This window comes from Spirillospora sp. NPDC048823 (assembly GCF_043198445.1).
GTDB lineage: Bacteria > Actinomycetota > Actinomycetes > Streptosporangiales > Streptosporangiaceae > Spirillospora.
Genome location: NZ_JBICUT010000019.1, coordinates 56,316 through 70,422 on the forward strand (window position 1 = coordinate 56,316; position 14,107 = coordinate 70,422).

Below are 14,107 nucleotides of genomic sequence, written 5' to 3' on the forward strand. Positions count from 1 at the left end.
TGTGGTAGCCCCGGATGGGCGCGATCTATTCCCGCGTCACCGGCCGGGTCACCGGACCTCGATGAACGCCTCCGGGCTGCGCGGCGGGCGCTCGCGCGGCGGCGCGGCCGGATGCCCGACGCCGACGGCGCCCATCGGATCCCAGTCGTCCGGCAGGGCGAGCGTCTCGCGGACGACGTCCCGGCAGAACATCGTGCTCGACACCCAGCACGAACCAAGCCCCTCCACGGCCAGCGCGACCAGCAGGTTCTCCACGCCCGCGCCGGTCGCGACGACGAACATCTCCCGCTCGGCCCGGGCCCGGCGCTCGTCCGGATAGTCGTGCGAACCGTCCATGACCAGGCACGGGACGACCAGGTACGGTGCCCGCCGCAGCACCTCCCCGCGCCGCAGCCGCTTGGTGACCGACTCGTCGGAGAAGCCGTCGCGGCGCAGGTCGGCCTCCCAGGCGTCGCGCATCGCGTCCAGCAGCCGCGTCCGCGCCCGCGCCGACTCCAGCAGGACGAACCGCCACGGCGTCGTGTGGTGCGGCGCCGGCGCGGTGATCGCGGCGGCGACCGCGCGGCGCACCGCCGCCGGGTCGACGGGGTCGGCGGTGAACTCGCGGATCGTCCGCCGCGCGTACAGCACCTCCGACGACCCGTAACGGAACATGTCCTCGTCGGGCGGGCGGATCAGCGCCCGCGCACCCGGCCCGTCCTCCCGCGTGACCAGCCCGGACAGGCCGCGCACGACGGCGACGGGGACCCCGTCGAGCTTGCCCTTGACCAGTTCCGACGCGGCCGCGATCTCGTCGGCGACGGCGGTGATCGTGGCGTCGAGCCGGTTCCCGTACGCGTCGTCGCGCCCCCGCAGATCGCTGAGCGGCTCCAGGCCCGCGACGCCGATCGCCGCGTCCGTCAGACCGTTGCGCCAGGGCCGCCCGAGCGTGTCGGAGACGATGACGGCGACGTCCGCACCGGTCCGCTCGCGCAAACCCGCGCGGATGCGGCGGGCCGAGGCGTCCGGGTCCTCAGGCAGCAGCAGCACCGTGCCCGGCTTCGTGTTGGACGCGTCCACCCCGGCCGCCGCCAGGACGAGCCCCTGCCGCGTCTCCACGATCCGGGTCTCGCCGCGCGCGTGCGTCCGCCGCGCGATCACCCGCACGGTCTCGGCGTCGATCGCCTTCTCCCGGTCGCCGGCGACCAGGATCCGCCCCTCCGCCTTGCTGACGATCTTGGACGTGACGACCAGGACGTCGCCGTCCCGCACCGCGTCCGCCGGGATCAGCGCCGCGATGTCGTCGCCCTCCGCGACCTCCGGCAGCCCCGCGACCCCGAACACCTCGAACCTCACCCGGCCTCCTCCGCCCGCTTCAGCTCCAGCGCGAGGTCCACGGCCGCCCGGGCGATGGCGGCCGTGGCCTGCTCATCGCTCATCAGCAGCGGCCGCGGCCGAACCTCGATGCCCTCCACCCGGACGTCCGCGTCCGCGTCGTCGACGAGCCAGCCGTCCAGCAACCCCAGCCCGTACAGTTCGGCCACCGCGCGCGCGGAGGTCTCCATGCCGATCGCGGTCAGGCACGCGTCCGCCATGCCGCGCACGGGCGCGCCGCCGATGATCGGGGAGACGCCGACGACCGTCTTGGCCGCGATCGCGTCCCGGATGCCGGGCACCGCCAGGATCGTCCCGATGCTCACCACCGGGTTGGACGGCGGGAACAGCACCATGTCGGCCGCCTCGACGGCCGCGAGCACGCCCGGCGCCGGCGTGGACTCCTCGGCGCCGATCGCCGCGATCGACAGCGCCGGGACCGACGCCCGCAGCCGCACCCACCACTCCTGGAAGTGGATCGCGCGCCGGCCCTGCTCGTCCTCGACGACCACGTGCGTCTCGACCTGGTCGTCGGTCATCGGGATCAGCCGGACCCCCGGCTTCCACCGGTCGCACAGCGCCTCGGTCACCGCCGACAGCTTGTATCCGGCCCCCAGCATCTGCGTCCGGACGATGTGGGTCGCGAAGTCGCGATCGCCCAGCCCGAACCAGCCCGGCCCGACACCGTAGGCGGCGAGCTCCTCCTTGACCGTGAACGTCTCGTCGGTCCGCCCCCACCCCTGGTCCTCGTTGATGCCGCCGCCGAGGGTGTACATCACGGTGTCCAGGTCGGGGCACACGCGCAGCCCGAACAGGGAAATGTCGTCCCCGGTATTGCCGATGACGGTGATCTCCGCCTCGGGAGCCGCCGACCGGAGCCCGCGTAGAAAGCGGGCCCCGCCGATGCCGCCCGCCAGCACCACGATCTTCATGGACGGAAGCCTACGGGGGTCGCCCGGCCCTCGGCAGGCCGAACCCCCGGCCCCCCGGAGAACGGGCGGCGGAAGGGCGCGCCCCCACTGGGTGAACGGCGCCGAACTATGCAAAGCTTTGTCGTGTAATCGCACTGCCTCGGACTGGAGATGTCACCGTGAACAAGGAAGCCGTCCAGCGCCTGCGCGAACCGGCCGCCTGGGTACTGCTCGCCTCGGCGGGCGTGCAACTGCTCGCGGGCATCATCACGCTCTTGGGCGGCGATGGCACCTTCACCTTCCGCGCCCTGCTCGAGACCCGTGACGGGATGTTCCTGCAGATCGGGATCGTCGGGCTTCTCGTCCTCGCGGTCCTGCTGGTGACCTGGGGCGAGCGTCCCACGCCGCAGGCCCGGACGATCGTCATGGGGGCGCTCGGGGTCCTCGGCGGCATCGCCCTGTTCGGTGTCGTCAGCTGGCTCAGCGGGATGCTCGCCGCCTCCGAGTCCGCGGGCGCGCTCACGAAGCTCTCGGCGTTCCTGATCGGCGCCGGGAAGCTCGCCGTGGTCGGTGTCGGCGGCTGGTACGTCTACACCGTCTTCCAGGGCATGCAGCCGCCGCGTCCGCAGGCCCAGCCGCAGATGCAGCAGGGCTACCCCGACTTCGGGTACCAGCAGGGGCAGCAGGGCCAGCCCGGCGCGCAGGGGCAGCAGTACGGCCAGCAGGACTACGGCCAGCAGGGGCAGCAGCAGTACGGGCAGCAGCAGTACCAGCAGTACCAGGAGTACGGCCAGCAGGGCGCCGAGGGCCGGCAGGCCGCGCAGCAGGGCTACGAGCAGCAGTACGGCCAGCAGGGTCAGCAGGGCGAGTACGGCCAGCAGCAGTACGGGCAGCAGCCCCAGCAGCAGTACGGCCAGCAGGACTACCAGCAGTACGGCGGTCAGGGCGGCGGTTACCAGTCCGGCGGGCAGGGCTACGAGCAGCAGCAGGGCGCGCAGCCCCCCTCCGAGCAGGAGGAGATGGGCGAGTGGACCCGGGCCTACGGCGGCTCCGGCCAGGACCAGGGCCCGCAGGGGACCCAGCCCGCGCCCGGCGGCGAGCAGCGTCCCGACGACGGCGGCGACTGGTACCGCGACAACCGTCCCCCGCCTCCGCAGTAAGGCACCTGCTCCGACGGTGACCGGCGGATTAACTGATCTTCAGCCAAGGGTCAGCCCGTGCATCCCGGCATAACCCGCTAAGTCGCCCTGGATGGCTATCCGGCTTGACGGGGCGGGCGCTACACGCGTGTAATTTCGTCCGTGTAGTTTCAATGCCTTCCCGGGGGAAGAAACCGGAGGGACGGCATTGACCAGGGGGTTCCACGGGCAGGGAGGTGCGCTGTGAGCGAGGTGGTCATCCCGCTGGCGCACGGCACAGACGGTGAAGAGTTGGGCTGGCAGGAGCGCGCACTGTGCGCGCAGACGGATCCGGAGGCGTTTTTTCCGGAGAAGGGCGGCTCCACTCGCGAGGCCAAGAAGGTGTGCCGGGCATGCGAGGTGCGTACGGAGTGCCTGGAGTACGCGCTGCAGCACGATGAACGTTTCGGCATCTGGGGAGGGCTCTCCGAGCGGGAACGCCGCAAGCTGAAGCGCCAGGCCGTCTAGCGGCGGCCGCGGGTGACGGCGGCCGCGCACCCGGATCTCAGGGATCCAAGGCGTGCCCCGCGCGGCCACGCGTACAGTTGTCAGCCGTGCCGGCCCCAGGGTCGGCACGGCTGATGTCGTTTCGGTCAACACCGTCGTCCGGCACGGACATTTCAGCCACGAACCCGTCGTCCCACAGATCGAGCGATCATTGGCCCCCACTCTCGATCGCCACGTCGTCACCGCCGTCCTCGTCACCCACGACGGTGCGCGCTGGCTCCCGGAGACGCTGAAAGCGCTGCTGACGCAGGCGCGGCCGGCGCAGCGCCTCATCATCGTGGACACCGGAAGCCGCGACCGGGGGCCCGCCGTCCTCGCCGAGGTCGTCGGCGAGGCCGCGATCCTCACGCTGCCGCGCACCACCGGGTACGGGGAGGCCGTCGCGGAGGCGCTCCGCCAGGACGCCGCGTCCGCCCCGGTCCCCGACGACGACCCCGGGAACACCCGCACCGAATGGCTCTGGCTGCTGCACGACGACTGCGAGCCCGCCCACGACGCCCTCGCCCAGCTGCTGCGGACCGCGGACACCGACCCCGGCATGGCGGTGCTCGGCCCCAAGGTCCGCGACTGGGACGACCGGCGCGTCCTGCGTGAGCTGGGCGTCACCGTCGACGCCGCCGGACGCCGCGAGACGGGCCTGGACCGGCACGAGTTCGACCAGGGCCAGCACGACGGCGTCCGCGACGTGCTGGCCGTCGGCAGCGCCGGGATGCTGGTCCGCCGCGACGTCTGGGACCGGCTCGGCGGCTTCGACGTCGAGTACGGCCTCTTCCGCGACGACCTCGACTTCTGCTGGCGCGTCCACGCGGCCGGGCACCGGGTCGTCACCGCGAGCGACGCCGTCGTGTACCACGCGGAGGCGTCCCGGCGCGGGCTCCGTGAGATCGGCATGACCGCCGAGCATCCGGCCCGCCGCGACCGCCGCAACGCCATCCACACGCTGCTCGCCAACCAGCCCATGCCCGCGATGCTGCGTGCGCTGGCCCGCAACATCTGGGCGTCGCTCGTTCACGCGCTCTACCTGGCGGCCACCAAACGGCCGGTGGCGGCCCGCGAGGAGGTTCGCGCGCTCGGCGACGTGCTGCGCGCCCCGGGGCGGCTGCGGCGGGCACGAGCCGCCCGCGCGGACGGCCGCACACGCGTGCACCGCAGCGTCCGGCGTTTCCAGCCCCGGTGGGTCGTGGCGCGCCGGACGGTCGAGGCGATCTCGGAGTACTTCGCCGCCCACGAGCACGACGATGCCCACCGATCCGACAGGGCCCACCGATCCGACGGGGCCCGCCACCCCGGCGGTGAGGACCCGGCCGACGAGAGCATCTCCGACGAACCGGGCCCGGTCCGCCGGTTCCTCGCCCGTCCCGGCGTCATGCTCGTCCTGGTGCTGACCGCCGTCGCGATCGCCGCCGAACGCTCCCTGCTCACCGCCGCCGGACACCTCGGCGGCGGCGCGCTCGTCCCCGCGTGGGGCGGCGCGAGCGACCTGTGGGCGCAGTACCTGTCCGGCTGGCATCCGGTCGGACTCGGCAGCGACGCGGGGAGCCCGCCCTACATCGGGGTCCTCGCCGTCCTGTCCACGGTGCTGTTCGGGAAACCGTGGCTGGCGGTGTCGGTCCTGCTGCTGGGCAGCGTGCCGCTCGCCGGACTCACCGCCTACCGCGCGTCCCGGCTGCTGGTGGCCGAGGCGCCCCGCACCGGGCGGCGCGCCCGCGCGAGCGGCCGCCGCGTCCCCGTCACCGCCGTCCGGGCGTGGTTCGCCGCCGTGTACGCGCTGCTGCCCGCCGCCACCGGAGCCGTCGCGGGCGGACGGCTCGGCACCGCCGTCGTCCTCGTCCTGCTCCCGCTGATCGCCGTGCACGCCGCCCGCGTGTACGGGTTCCCGCGCTCCGCCGTTTCCGACGTCCGGACGCGGCGCAAGCGCGAGGGGCGGTCCGCGTGGACGGTCGCGCTGCTGCTGGCCGTCGCGATGGCGTTCGTCCCGCTCACCTGGCTGATCGGCGTGGTGGCCGCGGCGATGGTGTGGGCGCTGTTCGAACGGCCGGGACGGAACGGGCGCCGCAACCTCGCCATCGCGCTCGGCGTCCCGCCGCTGCTGATGCTCCCGTGGACGGCCGGCCTCCTGCTGAACCCGTCGCGGTTCCTGACGGAGGCGGGTCTGCACCGGCGGTTCGAGCCCGCCACCGCGGCAGACCTCCTCGCGCTCGACCCGGGCGGCCCCGGCACCCCCGCGCGGTGGGCGCTGGCCGGGCTGCTCGCGGTCGCCGTCTGCGCGCTGCCGCTGCGCAGCCGCCGGAGCGCCGTGCTGGCCGGCTGGCTGCTGGCCATCTTCGGGCTGCTCGTCGCGATCCTTACCAGCGCGGCCACCGTGACCAAAGGAGCGGACGAGGCGCCCGCCTGGCCCGGTGTCGCACTCGTCTTCGCGAGCGCCGGGGTCCTGCTCGCCGCGACCGCGGCCGTCCAGCGCGCCACCGAAGCCCTCGCGGGCAACCATCTGATCTACCGGGCCGGAGGGGCGGTCGTGGTCCTCGCCGCGCTCACCGCCCCCGTCCTGGCCGCCGGGTTCTGGGTCGCCGGGGGCGCGGGCGGCCCGCTCGCCAGACTCGACCCGGACACGGTCCCCGCATTCGTGCACGCCCCCGGCGGGCAACGGACACTGGTCCTGCACAGAGAGCCGACCGGACGTGTCTCCTACACGCTCCTCAGAGACGCACGTCCGAGGATCGGTGAATCAGAGGTCATGGACGGCGGCCGGGCCCGCGACCGCCTGGACGACCTCGTCGCCGGTCTGGTCGCCGGGCGGGAGGGCGATGCCGGGCCCGCACTGACACGGATGGGCGTCCAGTACCTGCTGGTGCCGCACCCGAGGACGGATCCCATCACCAAGGTCCTTGACGCGGCCCCCGAACTGACCCGCCTCAGCCGTACGGAGACGTTCGCGGTGTGGAGACTCCAGTCGTCGTCCGCCCGGATGATGCTCCTGCAAGGGTCCACCCTCACTCCGCTTCCCGCAGGCAGGATCGGCGCCCGAGTGCAGATACCCCCGGGAACGGGCACACGCACCCTCCTCTTGGCCGAACGCGCCGACGGCGGGTGGCGAGCGACCCTGAACGGCAAGGACGTCAAGGAACGGACCGTGGACGGCTGGGCGCAGGGCTACGACATCCCAGCCGCCGGAGGAGAGTTCCGGTTGACCCGGTCCATGACGATGCGCCACATGTGGCTCGTCGTCCAGGGCATCGCCGTCCTGCTGGTGGCCGCCCTGGCGCTCCCCGGCGCACAGGCCGAGAACCTGCCGTTCGCCGGTGAACGCGAACGGCGCCGTGTACGGCGGAGCCGACGACGCGGAAGCCACTCCCGCGCCCGGCACGAGGACCCGCCCCCCGAGCCCGTCGAAGAGCGAAGCCCGGAGGAGGTGTCATGAACCTGAAACCGAACCTGAAACCGAACCTGAAGCCGAACCTGAAGCCGGACGTGGACCTGGACAAGGTCCTGCGCCTCCTCAGCCTGCGCTACGCCTCCGCCGCCCTCGTGCTCGTCGCTCTGGCCGCGCTGTACGGGGCCGCGGCGTTCTCCCGCCCGGGGCAAGCCTCCGAGAAGGGCCGGGACGCCCCCGTCACCACCGCGGTGATGGTCTGCCCCGGCCACGAAGGCGGACGCCTGGCCGTCCAGTCCCTTCCCGACAGGAAGGCCGGCGGAAGCGTCGCCATGACGCCGACCAAGGGCGGCTCCGCGCTCGCTTCCCTGTCCTCGCCCGGCCGGCTCTGGGAGAAGGACACCGAGTCCGGCGGGGATTCCTACACCGTCCGCGCCACGGGAGCCATGGCCGCCGGCCTGGAAGCCGAACAGACCACCTACCGGGACGACGGCGACGACCGGGGTCTCGCCGGCGCCCGCTGCGCCTCACCCGGCACCGACCTGTGGTTCATGGGCCCCGGACCCGTCTCCGCCGACGAACTCGACCTCTACCTGACCAACGTCGACTCCCAGCCGGCGTCCGTGGACCTCACCGCCCTGTCCGGCGAAGGCCCCCTCGACACCATCGACGGCCGCGGCACCCGCGTCGACCCCCGCACCACCAAGGTCGTGAAGATCGGCGAGTCGGCGGAGGGACTCGGCGACATCGTGAAGACCGCCGCCGACCTGTCGCTGCGCGTCCGCACCACCAGCGGCCGCGTCGCGGCGTCCCTGCGCGTCCGGATCGGCGAGGAGAAGGGCATCGAGTGGCTGCCGCAGTCGCCGGCCCCCGCCTCGTCCCTGCTCCTGCCCGGCGTCCCGGGCGGCTCGGGCGAACGCCGCCTGATGGTCGCCGTGCCCGGCGAGGCCGACGCGCGGATCAGGGTGCAGGTGATCACGCCGGAGGGCGCGTTCGCGCCGCAGGGCCAGGACATTCTCGACGCCCCCGCCAAGACCGTCACGTCCGTCGCCCTCGACCGCGCGCTGCTCGGCAAGACCGCCGCCGTCCGGCTGGTCGCCGACCGCCCGATCCTCGCGGGCTTCGCCGCCGAGCGGGGCGCCGACGCCGCCTACGGCGCCGCCACCCGGCCGCTCACCGGGTCCGGCCCCGGCATCGTCGCCGACAACCGGTTCGACTCCGCCCTCGTGCTGACCGCCCCGGCCGGCGCGGCGGCCGTCCAGATCAGGACCATGAACGCCGAAGGCGCGAGCGGCCCGCAGGAGATCAGGATCCCGGCCGGCCGGACCGTGCGGACCGAACTGACCGCCCCGTCGGGGGACGCCGAGGACGACGCGGCCTACGGCGCCGTGATCATCCCGAAGCCCGGCTCGGCGCCCGTCCACGCCTCCCGCATCCTCTCCACGGGCAAGGGCGACGAGTACCTGTTCACCGTCCTGCCGATCGTCCCCGCGTCCACGACCGTCCACCTGCCCGACACGGCCGGCTCCCAGAGCGCCCTCATCCCCGGCGAGTGACCGGCCCCATCGGGCGGGCCGGTCTTGTCGGTTCCAGGCGCCGTCAGACGCCGTCGGACGCCCGTCAGTCGTCGGGGGAGTCGTAGCCGGGGTCGACGAACTCGGGGGAGAGGCCCAGCAGGTCGGCGACCTCTTCGACGAGGAGGGCGCGGATCATGCGGGCCAGTTCGGCCTCGCCGGTCGCACGGGCCTCGATGGGACGGCGGAAGACGACGATGCGCACCCGCCGCTCGCCGTCACCGTCACCGTCACCGTCACCGGTCTGGTCGCCGTCGCCGGGGATGGTCTGGCCGAGCGGGACGGGCCCCTCGAACCACGGCTCGACGCCCGGTACCTCCTCGACCGTGAACCGTACCTTCGCCAGTTCCCGGCCCCAGCGCAGACCCAGCCGGCGCACCTCGTCGTCCACGAGGTCGTCGAACCGTTCCGCCCGGGTGCGTGAGATCGGCGCCTGCGGGGGTGTCAGAGGGCCGCGAACGCCACGACCGTGCCGATCGCGACGCCGCACGCCTGCCACACGGGATCGCACGCCTCAAGAGTACCTCTGCCGCCGCCCGTCCCCGGCGAGCGGCCATCGGCTACGCCCGGGCACCGCCGCCGTCCAGACACCCCACGGTGAGGGTCGGAGACCACACGGAATGTAGTTGTTACCCCGGAAATCGCCCGGTAACGGCGACACGTGCGCCCGGGTGGTGGCGGAGCCGGTGGGAGGGAGGTACGGTCAGCCATCGTGAGCCCCGTCCGTACCTGCTCCCGCACCGCCTGCAAGGCGCCGGCGGTGTTCACGCTCACGTACGTCTACCGTGATTCCACCGCGGTACTGGGGCCCCTAGCCACGTACGCAGAGCCACACTGCTACGACCTGTGCGCAGAGCATTCCGAGCGGCTCACCGCCCCGATGGGCTGGGAACTGGTGCGGCTGCCGGTCGAGGAGGAGTCCGAGCCCAGCGCGGACGACCTGGAGGCCCTCGCCGACGCCGTCCGCGAGGCCGCCAAGCCCGCCCCTGGACCGGGCCAGGAGCCGGTCGGGCAGGGCACGGAGGTCGGCCGCCGCGGCCACCTGCGGGTGCTCCGCTCGGAGCCCGCGGCGACGCAGCCCGGCCAGGAGTGACCGCACCACCACGGGAGACCTCCGCCCCGGGACCGCGCCGCCCCCGCGACGATGCCCCGGCCGGTGGCGGCCGCCCATTTCGGTAGGCTCGTGTCCCTGTCGCTTCTTCCGGCGGCGTTCATGCAAGCAGGGGTCTTTCCGGGCGGTGTCCGCCCGGGTCGGGCTCTTCTGGACAGGGAGCAGGAGTGGGCGACCTCGCCAAGATCTTCAAGGCGTACGACATCCGCGGTGTCGTACCGGACGAACTCGACGCCGAGACCGCCGAGGCGGCGGGCGCGGCGTTCGTCCGGGTGACGGGGGCGAGCGCGATCGTCACCGCCCACGACATGCGCGAGTCGTCGGTGCCGCTGTCGGAGGCGTTCGCGCGGGGCGCGACGTCCCAGGGCGCGGACGTGATCGAGGCCGGACTCGGCTCCACCGACCTGCTCTACTACGCCAGCGGCAACCTCGGCCTGCCCGGCGCGATGTTCACCGCGAGCCACAATCCCGCCAAGTACAACGGGCTGAAGCTGTGCCGCTCGGGCGCCCGGCCCGTCGGCCGCGACACCGGCCTCGCCGACATCCGCGAAATGATCGAGAAGGGCGTCCCCCGCTATGACGGCGAGCCCGGCACGGTCTCCCGGCGCGACATCCTCAAGGGCTACGCCGACCACCTGAAGACGCTCGTCGACCTGTCGTCCATCCGCCCGCTCAAGGTCGTCGTGGACGCGGGCAACGGCATGGGCGGGCACACCGTCCCGCCGGTGTTCGAGGGCCTGCCGATCGACCTGGTGCCGCTGTTCTTCGAGCTGGACGGCACGTTCCCCAACCACGAGGCCAACCCGATCGAGCCGGAGAACCTGCGCGACCTGCAGGCCAAGGTCCGCGAGACGGGCGCCGACATCGGGCTGGCGTTCGACGGCGACGCCGACCGCTGCTTCGTGGTGGACGAGCGCGGCGAGATCGTCGCCCCGTCCGCCATCACCGCGCTGGTCGCGACGCGCGAGCTGGCCAAGCATCCCGGCTCCTCGATCGTGCACAACCTGATCACCTCGCAGGCCGTCCCGGAGATCGTCTCCGAGCACGGCGGGACGCCCGTCCGGACGCGCGTCGGGCACTCGTTCATCAAGCAGACGATGGCGGAGACGGGCGCGGTGTTCGGCGGCGAGCACTCGGCGCACTTCTACTTCCGCGACTTCTGGTTCGCCGACTCCGGCATGCTGGCGGCGCTGCACGTCCTCGCCGCGCTCGGGCGGCAGGACGGACCGCTCTCCGAACTGCTCGGCGAGTACACCCGCTACGTGGCGTCCGGCGAGATCAACAGCGAGGTCGCCGACCAGGCGGGCGCCGCCGCGAAGGTCCGGGAGGCCTTCGCCGGGCGGCCAGGGGTGACGATCGACGAACTCGACGGCCTGACGGTGGGCGACCAGGCCGCCGGATGGTGGTTCAACCTGCGGCCGTCCAACACCGAGCCGCTGCTGCGCCTCAACGCGGAGGCGGGCGACGACGCGACCATGGCGGCGATCCGTGACGAGGTCCTGGCGCTGGTCAGGGAGAAGTGACCGGCCGGGGAACCGACCGGCCGGAAATGACTGCTGAGGAAAGTGACGCTGCGATGACGATGAAGCTCGAACCCTGGCTCCTGGAGATCCTCGCCTGCCCCAACTGCGGCGGCGACCTCCGTGCCGACGACGACGCCGCCGAACTGGTGTGCACCGGCTCGTGCCGCTACGCCTACCCCGTCCGCGACGACATCCCCGTCCTGCTGGTCGACGAGGCCAGGACGCCCGCCCCGTGACAGACGGGCCGGACCCGTCGCGGCTGGAGGACGGGGCGGCGGCCGAGGCGGCCGATCCCGGCGGGATGCTGCGGCAGGTCGCGTCGTCGGCGGCGCAGGTGCGGGAGGCGCAGCGGGCTGCGGCCGAGGCGGGCGTCGCCGGGCTCGCCGAGGACGGCAGGCCGCGCGCGATCGTGGTCGCCGGCATGGGCGGCTCGGGCCTGTCGGGCGACGTCCTCGCCGCCGTGTGCGGGGTGGGCTGCGCCGTCCCGGTGACGACGGTGCGCGGCTACCGGCTGCCCGGCTGGGTGGGCGCCGCCGACCTCGTCATCGCGGTGTCGTGCTCCGGGGAGACGGAGGAGACCCTTGAGGTCGCCGCGGAGGCCGCCCGCCGGGGATGCAGGCTGCTGTTCGTCGGCGGCGCCGGCTCGCCGCTCGCGGGCCTGTCCGACAGAAGCCGCGGGGTGTTCGTCCCGGTGTGGTCGGCGGGCCGGCCGCGGTCGACGCTGTGGGGCCTGACGATCCCGCTGATCCTCGCCGTCCGCGCACTGGGCCTGGCGGACGTGTCCGACGCGGTGCTGGAGTCCACCGCCGTCCTGCTGGAGGACGTCGCGCACCGGTGCCGTCCGTCCAGCGAGCCGTTCGTCAACCCGGCCAAGCGGATCGCACTCGATCTGGCGGGCGACGTGCCGCTGGTGTGGGGGTCGTCGGCGCTCGCCGGGACGGCGGCCTACCGGCTGTGCTGCCAGCTCAACGAGAACGCCAAGTACCCGGGCGTCTTCGGCGAGGTTCCCGAGGCGGACCACAACCAGGTGATGGCGTTCGACGGCTTCTTCGCCCGGGGCGGTTCCCCGGCGGACTCGGACGGGTCATCGTGGGGGTCGACCCCCACGCCCCCGGACGACGACTATTTCTTCCGTGACCGTACGGACGATCCGGAGCACGGCCTGCACCTGGTCCTCATGCGGGACGTGGAGGAGCATCCGCAGGTGCGCAAGCGGTGCGAGGCGTCCGCCGGCATGGCCCGCGACCGGGGTGTGGCCGTGACGGAGATCCGGGCCGGGGGCGAACATCCGCTGGAAAGAATCGCCACCCTGATCGCGATGGCGGACTATGTCACGGTTTACTTGGCTATCGCGCTGGGCGTGGACCCCACTCCGGTGCCGGCCATTCAAGAACTCAAAGCAAGGATCTCCTAAAGATGAGTGCTGAGGGCGGAACAAAGGCCATCGTCGCCGCGTTGGCCGCCAACCTCGGGATCGCGGTGTCGAAGTTCGTCGCGTTCGCGTTCACGGGTTCGTCGTCGATGCTCGCCGAGTCGATCCACTCGATGGCGGACTCGGGGAACCAGGGTCTCCTGCTGGTGGGCGGCAAGCGCTCCAGGCGCCACCGCACGCAGCAGCACCAGTTCGGATACGGGCGTGAGCGCTACTTCTACGCGTTCGTCGTCGCGGTCGTCCTGTTCACCGTCGGTGCGGTCTTCTCGCTGTACGAGGGCTACCACAAGATCTCCCACCCGGAGGAGATCAAGTCCGCGGGCTGGGCGTTCGGGGTGCTCATCATCGCGATCATCATGGAGGTCTTCTCCTTCCGCACCGCGATCAAGGAGTCGAACCGGGTCCGCGGCGACCAGTCCTGGTGGGAGTTCATCCGCCGCGCCAAGGCCCCCGAGCTGCCGGTGGTGCTGCTGGAGGATCTCGCCGCCCTCGTCGGCCTGTTCCTCGCGCTGTTCGGCGTCTCGATGGCCGTGGCCACCGGCGACGGCGTGTGGGACGGCGTCGGCACCATCGCGATCGGCGTGCTGCTCGCCGTGGTCGCGGCGATCCTGGCGTTCGAGACCAAGAGCCTCCTGATCGGCGAGGGCGCCGATCCCGCCACCGAGCGGCAGATCATCGAGGCGCTGGAGTCGGTGGACCAGGTCGATCATCTCGTCCACATCCGCACCCAGTACATGGGCCCGGAGGAACTGCTGATCGCCGCCAAGATCGCCGTCAGCCATGACGACACGGCCGCGGACGTGGCGCGGGGCATCGACGCGGCCGAGGCCCGGATCCGGGCGCGGATCCCGGAGGCGAAGCTGATCTACCTGGAGCCGGCGCTGAACGAGCCCTCGACCAAGAGCGTCCCGGCTCCCGCCGACAGCCCGGAGGCGACGAGCCCGCAGGAGCCGGACGCGCAGGAGCCGGACGCGCAGGAGCCGGACGCGCAGGAGCCGGACGCGGAGGCGACGACGCCGGAGAGCCCCGCGTCGTCCTGAAAGACAGCTTGAAAGAACAGGCGTGCTGAAGAACATGGGACCCCTCGCCGGGCGGCCGCCGCCGTGCCGGTCGACCCCAGCCCAGGCGACACCGGCGAGTGCCTCCGA

At 72.9% G+C, this 14,107-nt stretch carries 12 protein-coding genes; 9 read left to right on the plus strand and 3 right to left on the minus strand.

From position 1 onward, the window contains the following. Positions 1 to 48 precede the first annotated feature (48 nt). Both ACGFK0_RS32620 and cofD read right to left on the minus strand, forming a co-directional pair. Positions 49 to 1,335, minus strand: a complete 1,287-nt coding sequence (locus tag ACGFK0_RS32620; protein WP_392911928.1) for a coenzyme F420-0:L-glutamate ligase — start codon at positions 1,333 to 1,335, stop codon at positions 49 to 51. Then, positions 1,332 to 2,285 carry a 2-phospho-L-lactate transferase gene (gene cofD / locus ACGFK0_RS32625; protein WP_392911930.1) on the minus strand — a complete coding sequence of 318 codons (954 nt, stop codon included), beginning with the start codon at positions 2,283 to 2,285 and terminating at the stop codon, positions 1,332 to 1,334. Before cofD ends, ACGFK0_RS32620 begins: the two co-directional genes overlap by 4 nt. A 158-nt stretch (positions 2,286 to 2,443) precedes the next feature. Here cofD and ACGFK0_RS32630 point away from each other — a divergent pair, with 158 nt between their 5' ends. The 4 genes from ACGFK0_RS32630 to ACGFK0_RS32645 all read left to right on the plus strand — a co-directional run bounded on the left by ACGFK0_RS32630 (position 2,444) and on the right by ACGFK0_RS32645 (position 8,875). Further along, complete coding sequence (locus ACGFK0_RS32630; protein ID WP_392911934.1) at positions 2,444 to 3,424, plus strand: hypothetical protein; 981 nt, start codon at positions 2,444 to 2,446, stop codon at positions 3,422 to 3,424. Between the two features lie 222 nt (positions 3,425 to 3,646). After that, positions 3,647 to 3,910, plus strand: coding sequence for a WhiB family transcriptional regulator (locus tag ACGFK0_RS32635; RefSeq protein WP_021594342.1), 264 nt, complete (start codon positions 3,647 to 3,649; stop codon positions 3,908 to 3,910). Positions 3,911 to 4,100: 190 nt separating this feature from the next. Further along, positions 4,101 to 7,367, plus strand: coding sequence for a glycosyltransferase (locus tag ACGFK0_RS32640; protein WP_392911937.1), 3,267 nt, complete (start codon positions 4,101 to 4,103; stop codon positions 7,365 to 7,367). Then, positions 7,364 to 8,875, plus strand: a complete 1,512-nt coding sequence (locus tag ACGFK0_RS32645) for a DUF5719 family protein (RefSeq protein ID WP_392911940.1) — start codon at positions 7,364 to 7,366, stop codon at positions 8,873 to 8,875. Before ACGFK0_RS32640 ends, ACGFK0_RS32645 begins: the two co-directional genes overlap by 4 nt. 64 nt (positions 8,876 to 8,939) lie before the next feature. On the opposite strand, the gene ACGFK0_RS32650 is transcribed toward ACGFK0_RS32645, so the two are convergent. Beyond that, entirely contained in the window at positions 8,940 to 9,392 is a 453-nt protein-coding gene (locus ACGFK0_RS32650; protein ID WP_392912142.1) for a metallopeptidase family protein, read from the minus strand. A gap of 213 nt (positions 9,393 to 9,605) precedes the next feature. Between ACGFK0_RS32650 and ACGFK0_RS32655 the strand changes: the two genes are divergently transcribed. The 5 genes from ACGFK0_RS32655 (at position 9,606) to ACGFK0_RS32675 (ending at position 13,999) form a co-directional block, all read left to right on the plus strand. Further along, on the plus strand, positions 9,606 to 9,986 hold the full coding sequence (locus tag ACGFK0_RS32655) for a DUF3499 domain-containing protein (protein ID WP_392911942.1): 381 nt from the start codon (positions 9,606 to 9,608) through the stop codon (positions 9,984 to 9,986). 185 nt (positions 9,987 to 10,171) lie between these two features. Next, positions 10,172 to 11,527 (plus strand): phosphomannomutase/phosphoglucomutase, encoded by a 1,356-nt coding sequence (locus ACGFK0_RS32660; protein WP_392911944.1) that lies wholly within the window; start codon positions 10,172 to 10,174, stop codon positions 11,525 to 11,527. A gap of 53 nt (positions 11,528 to 11,580) precedes the next feature. Next, positions 11,581 to 11,763: a Trm112 family protein gene (locus ACGFK0_RS32665; RefSeq protein WP_392911946.1), complete on the plus strand. Its 183-nt coding sequence runs from the start codon at positions 11,581 to 11,583 to the stop codon at positions 11,761 to 11,763. Beyond that, the gene (locus ACGFK0_RS32670; protein ID WP_392911948.1) at positions 11,760 to 12,941 is read left to right on the plus strand and encodes an SIS domain-containing protein; all 1,182 of its coding nucleotides are present in this window, start codon (positions 11,760 to 11,762) and stop codon (positions 12,939 to 12,941) included. The genes ACGFK0_RS32665 and ACGFK0_RS32670 overlap by 4 nt, the downstream gene beginning before the upstream one ends. A gap of 2 nt (positions 12,942 to 12,943) precedes the next feature. Beyond that, entirely contained in the window at positions 12,944 to 13,999 is a 1,056-nt protein-coding gene (locus ACGFK0_RS32675) for a cation diffusion facilitator family transporter (RefSeq protein WP_392911950.1), read from the plus strand. Positions 14,000 to 14,107: the final 108 nt, after the last annotated feature.

Excerpts from the sequence above, each read along its gene's own strand:
- ACGFK0_RS32645 (WP_392911940.1), top strand. The coding sequence starts at position 7,364 with ATGAACCTGAAACCGAACCTGAAACCGAACCTGAAGCCGAACCTGAAG.
- ACGFK0_RS32665 (WP_392911946.1), top strand. The coding sequence starts at position 11,581 with ATGACGATGAAGCTCGAACCCTGGCTCCTGGAGATCCTCGCCTGCCCC.
- ACGFK0_RS32675 (WP_392911950.1), top strand. The coding sequence starts at position 12,944 with ATGAGTGCTGAGGGCGGAACAAAGGCCATCGTCGCCGCGTTGGCCGCC.
- cofD (WP_392911930.1), bottom strand. The coding sequence starts at position 2,285 with ATGAAGATCGTGGTGCTGGCGGGCGGCATCGGCGGGGCCCGCTTTCTA.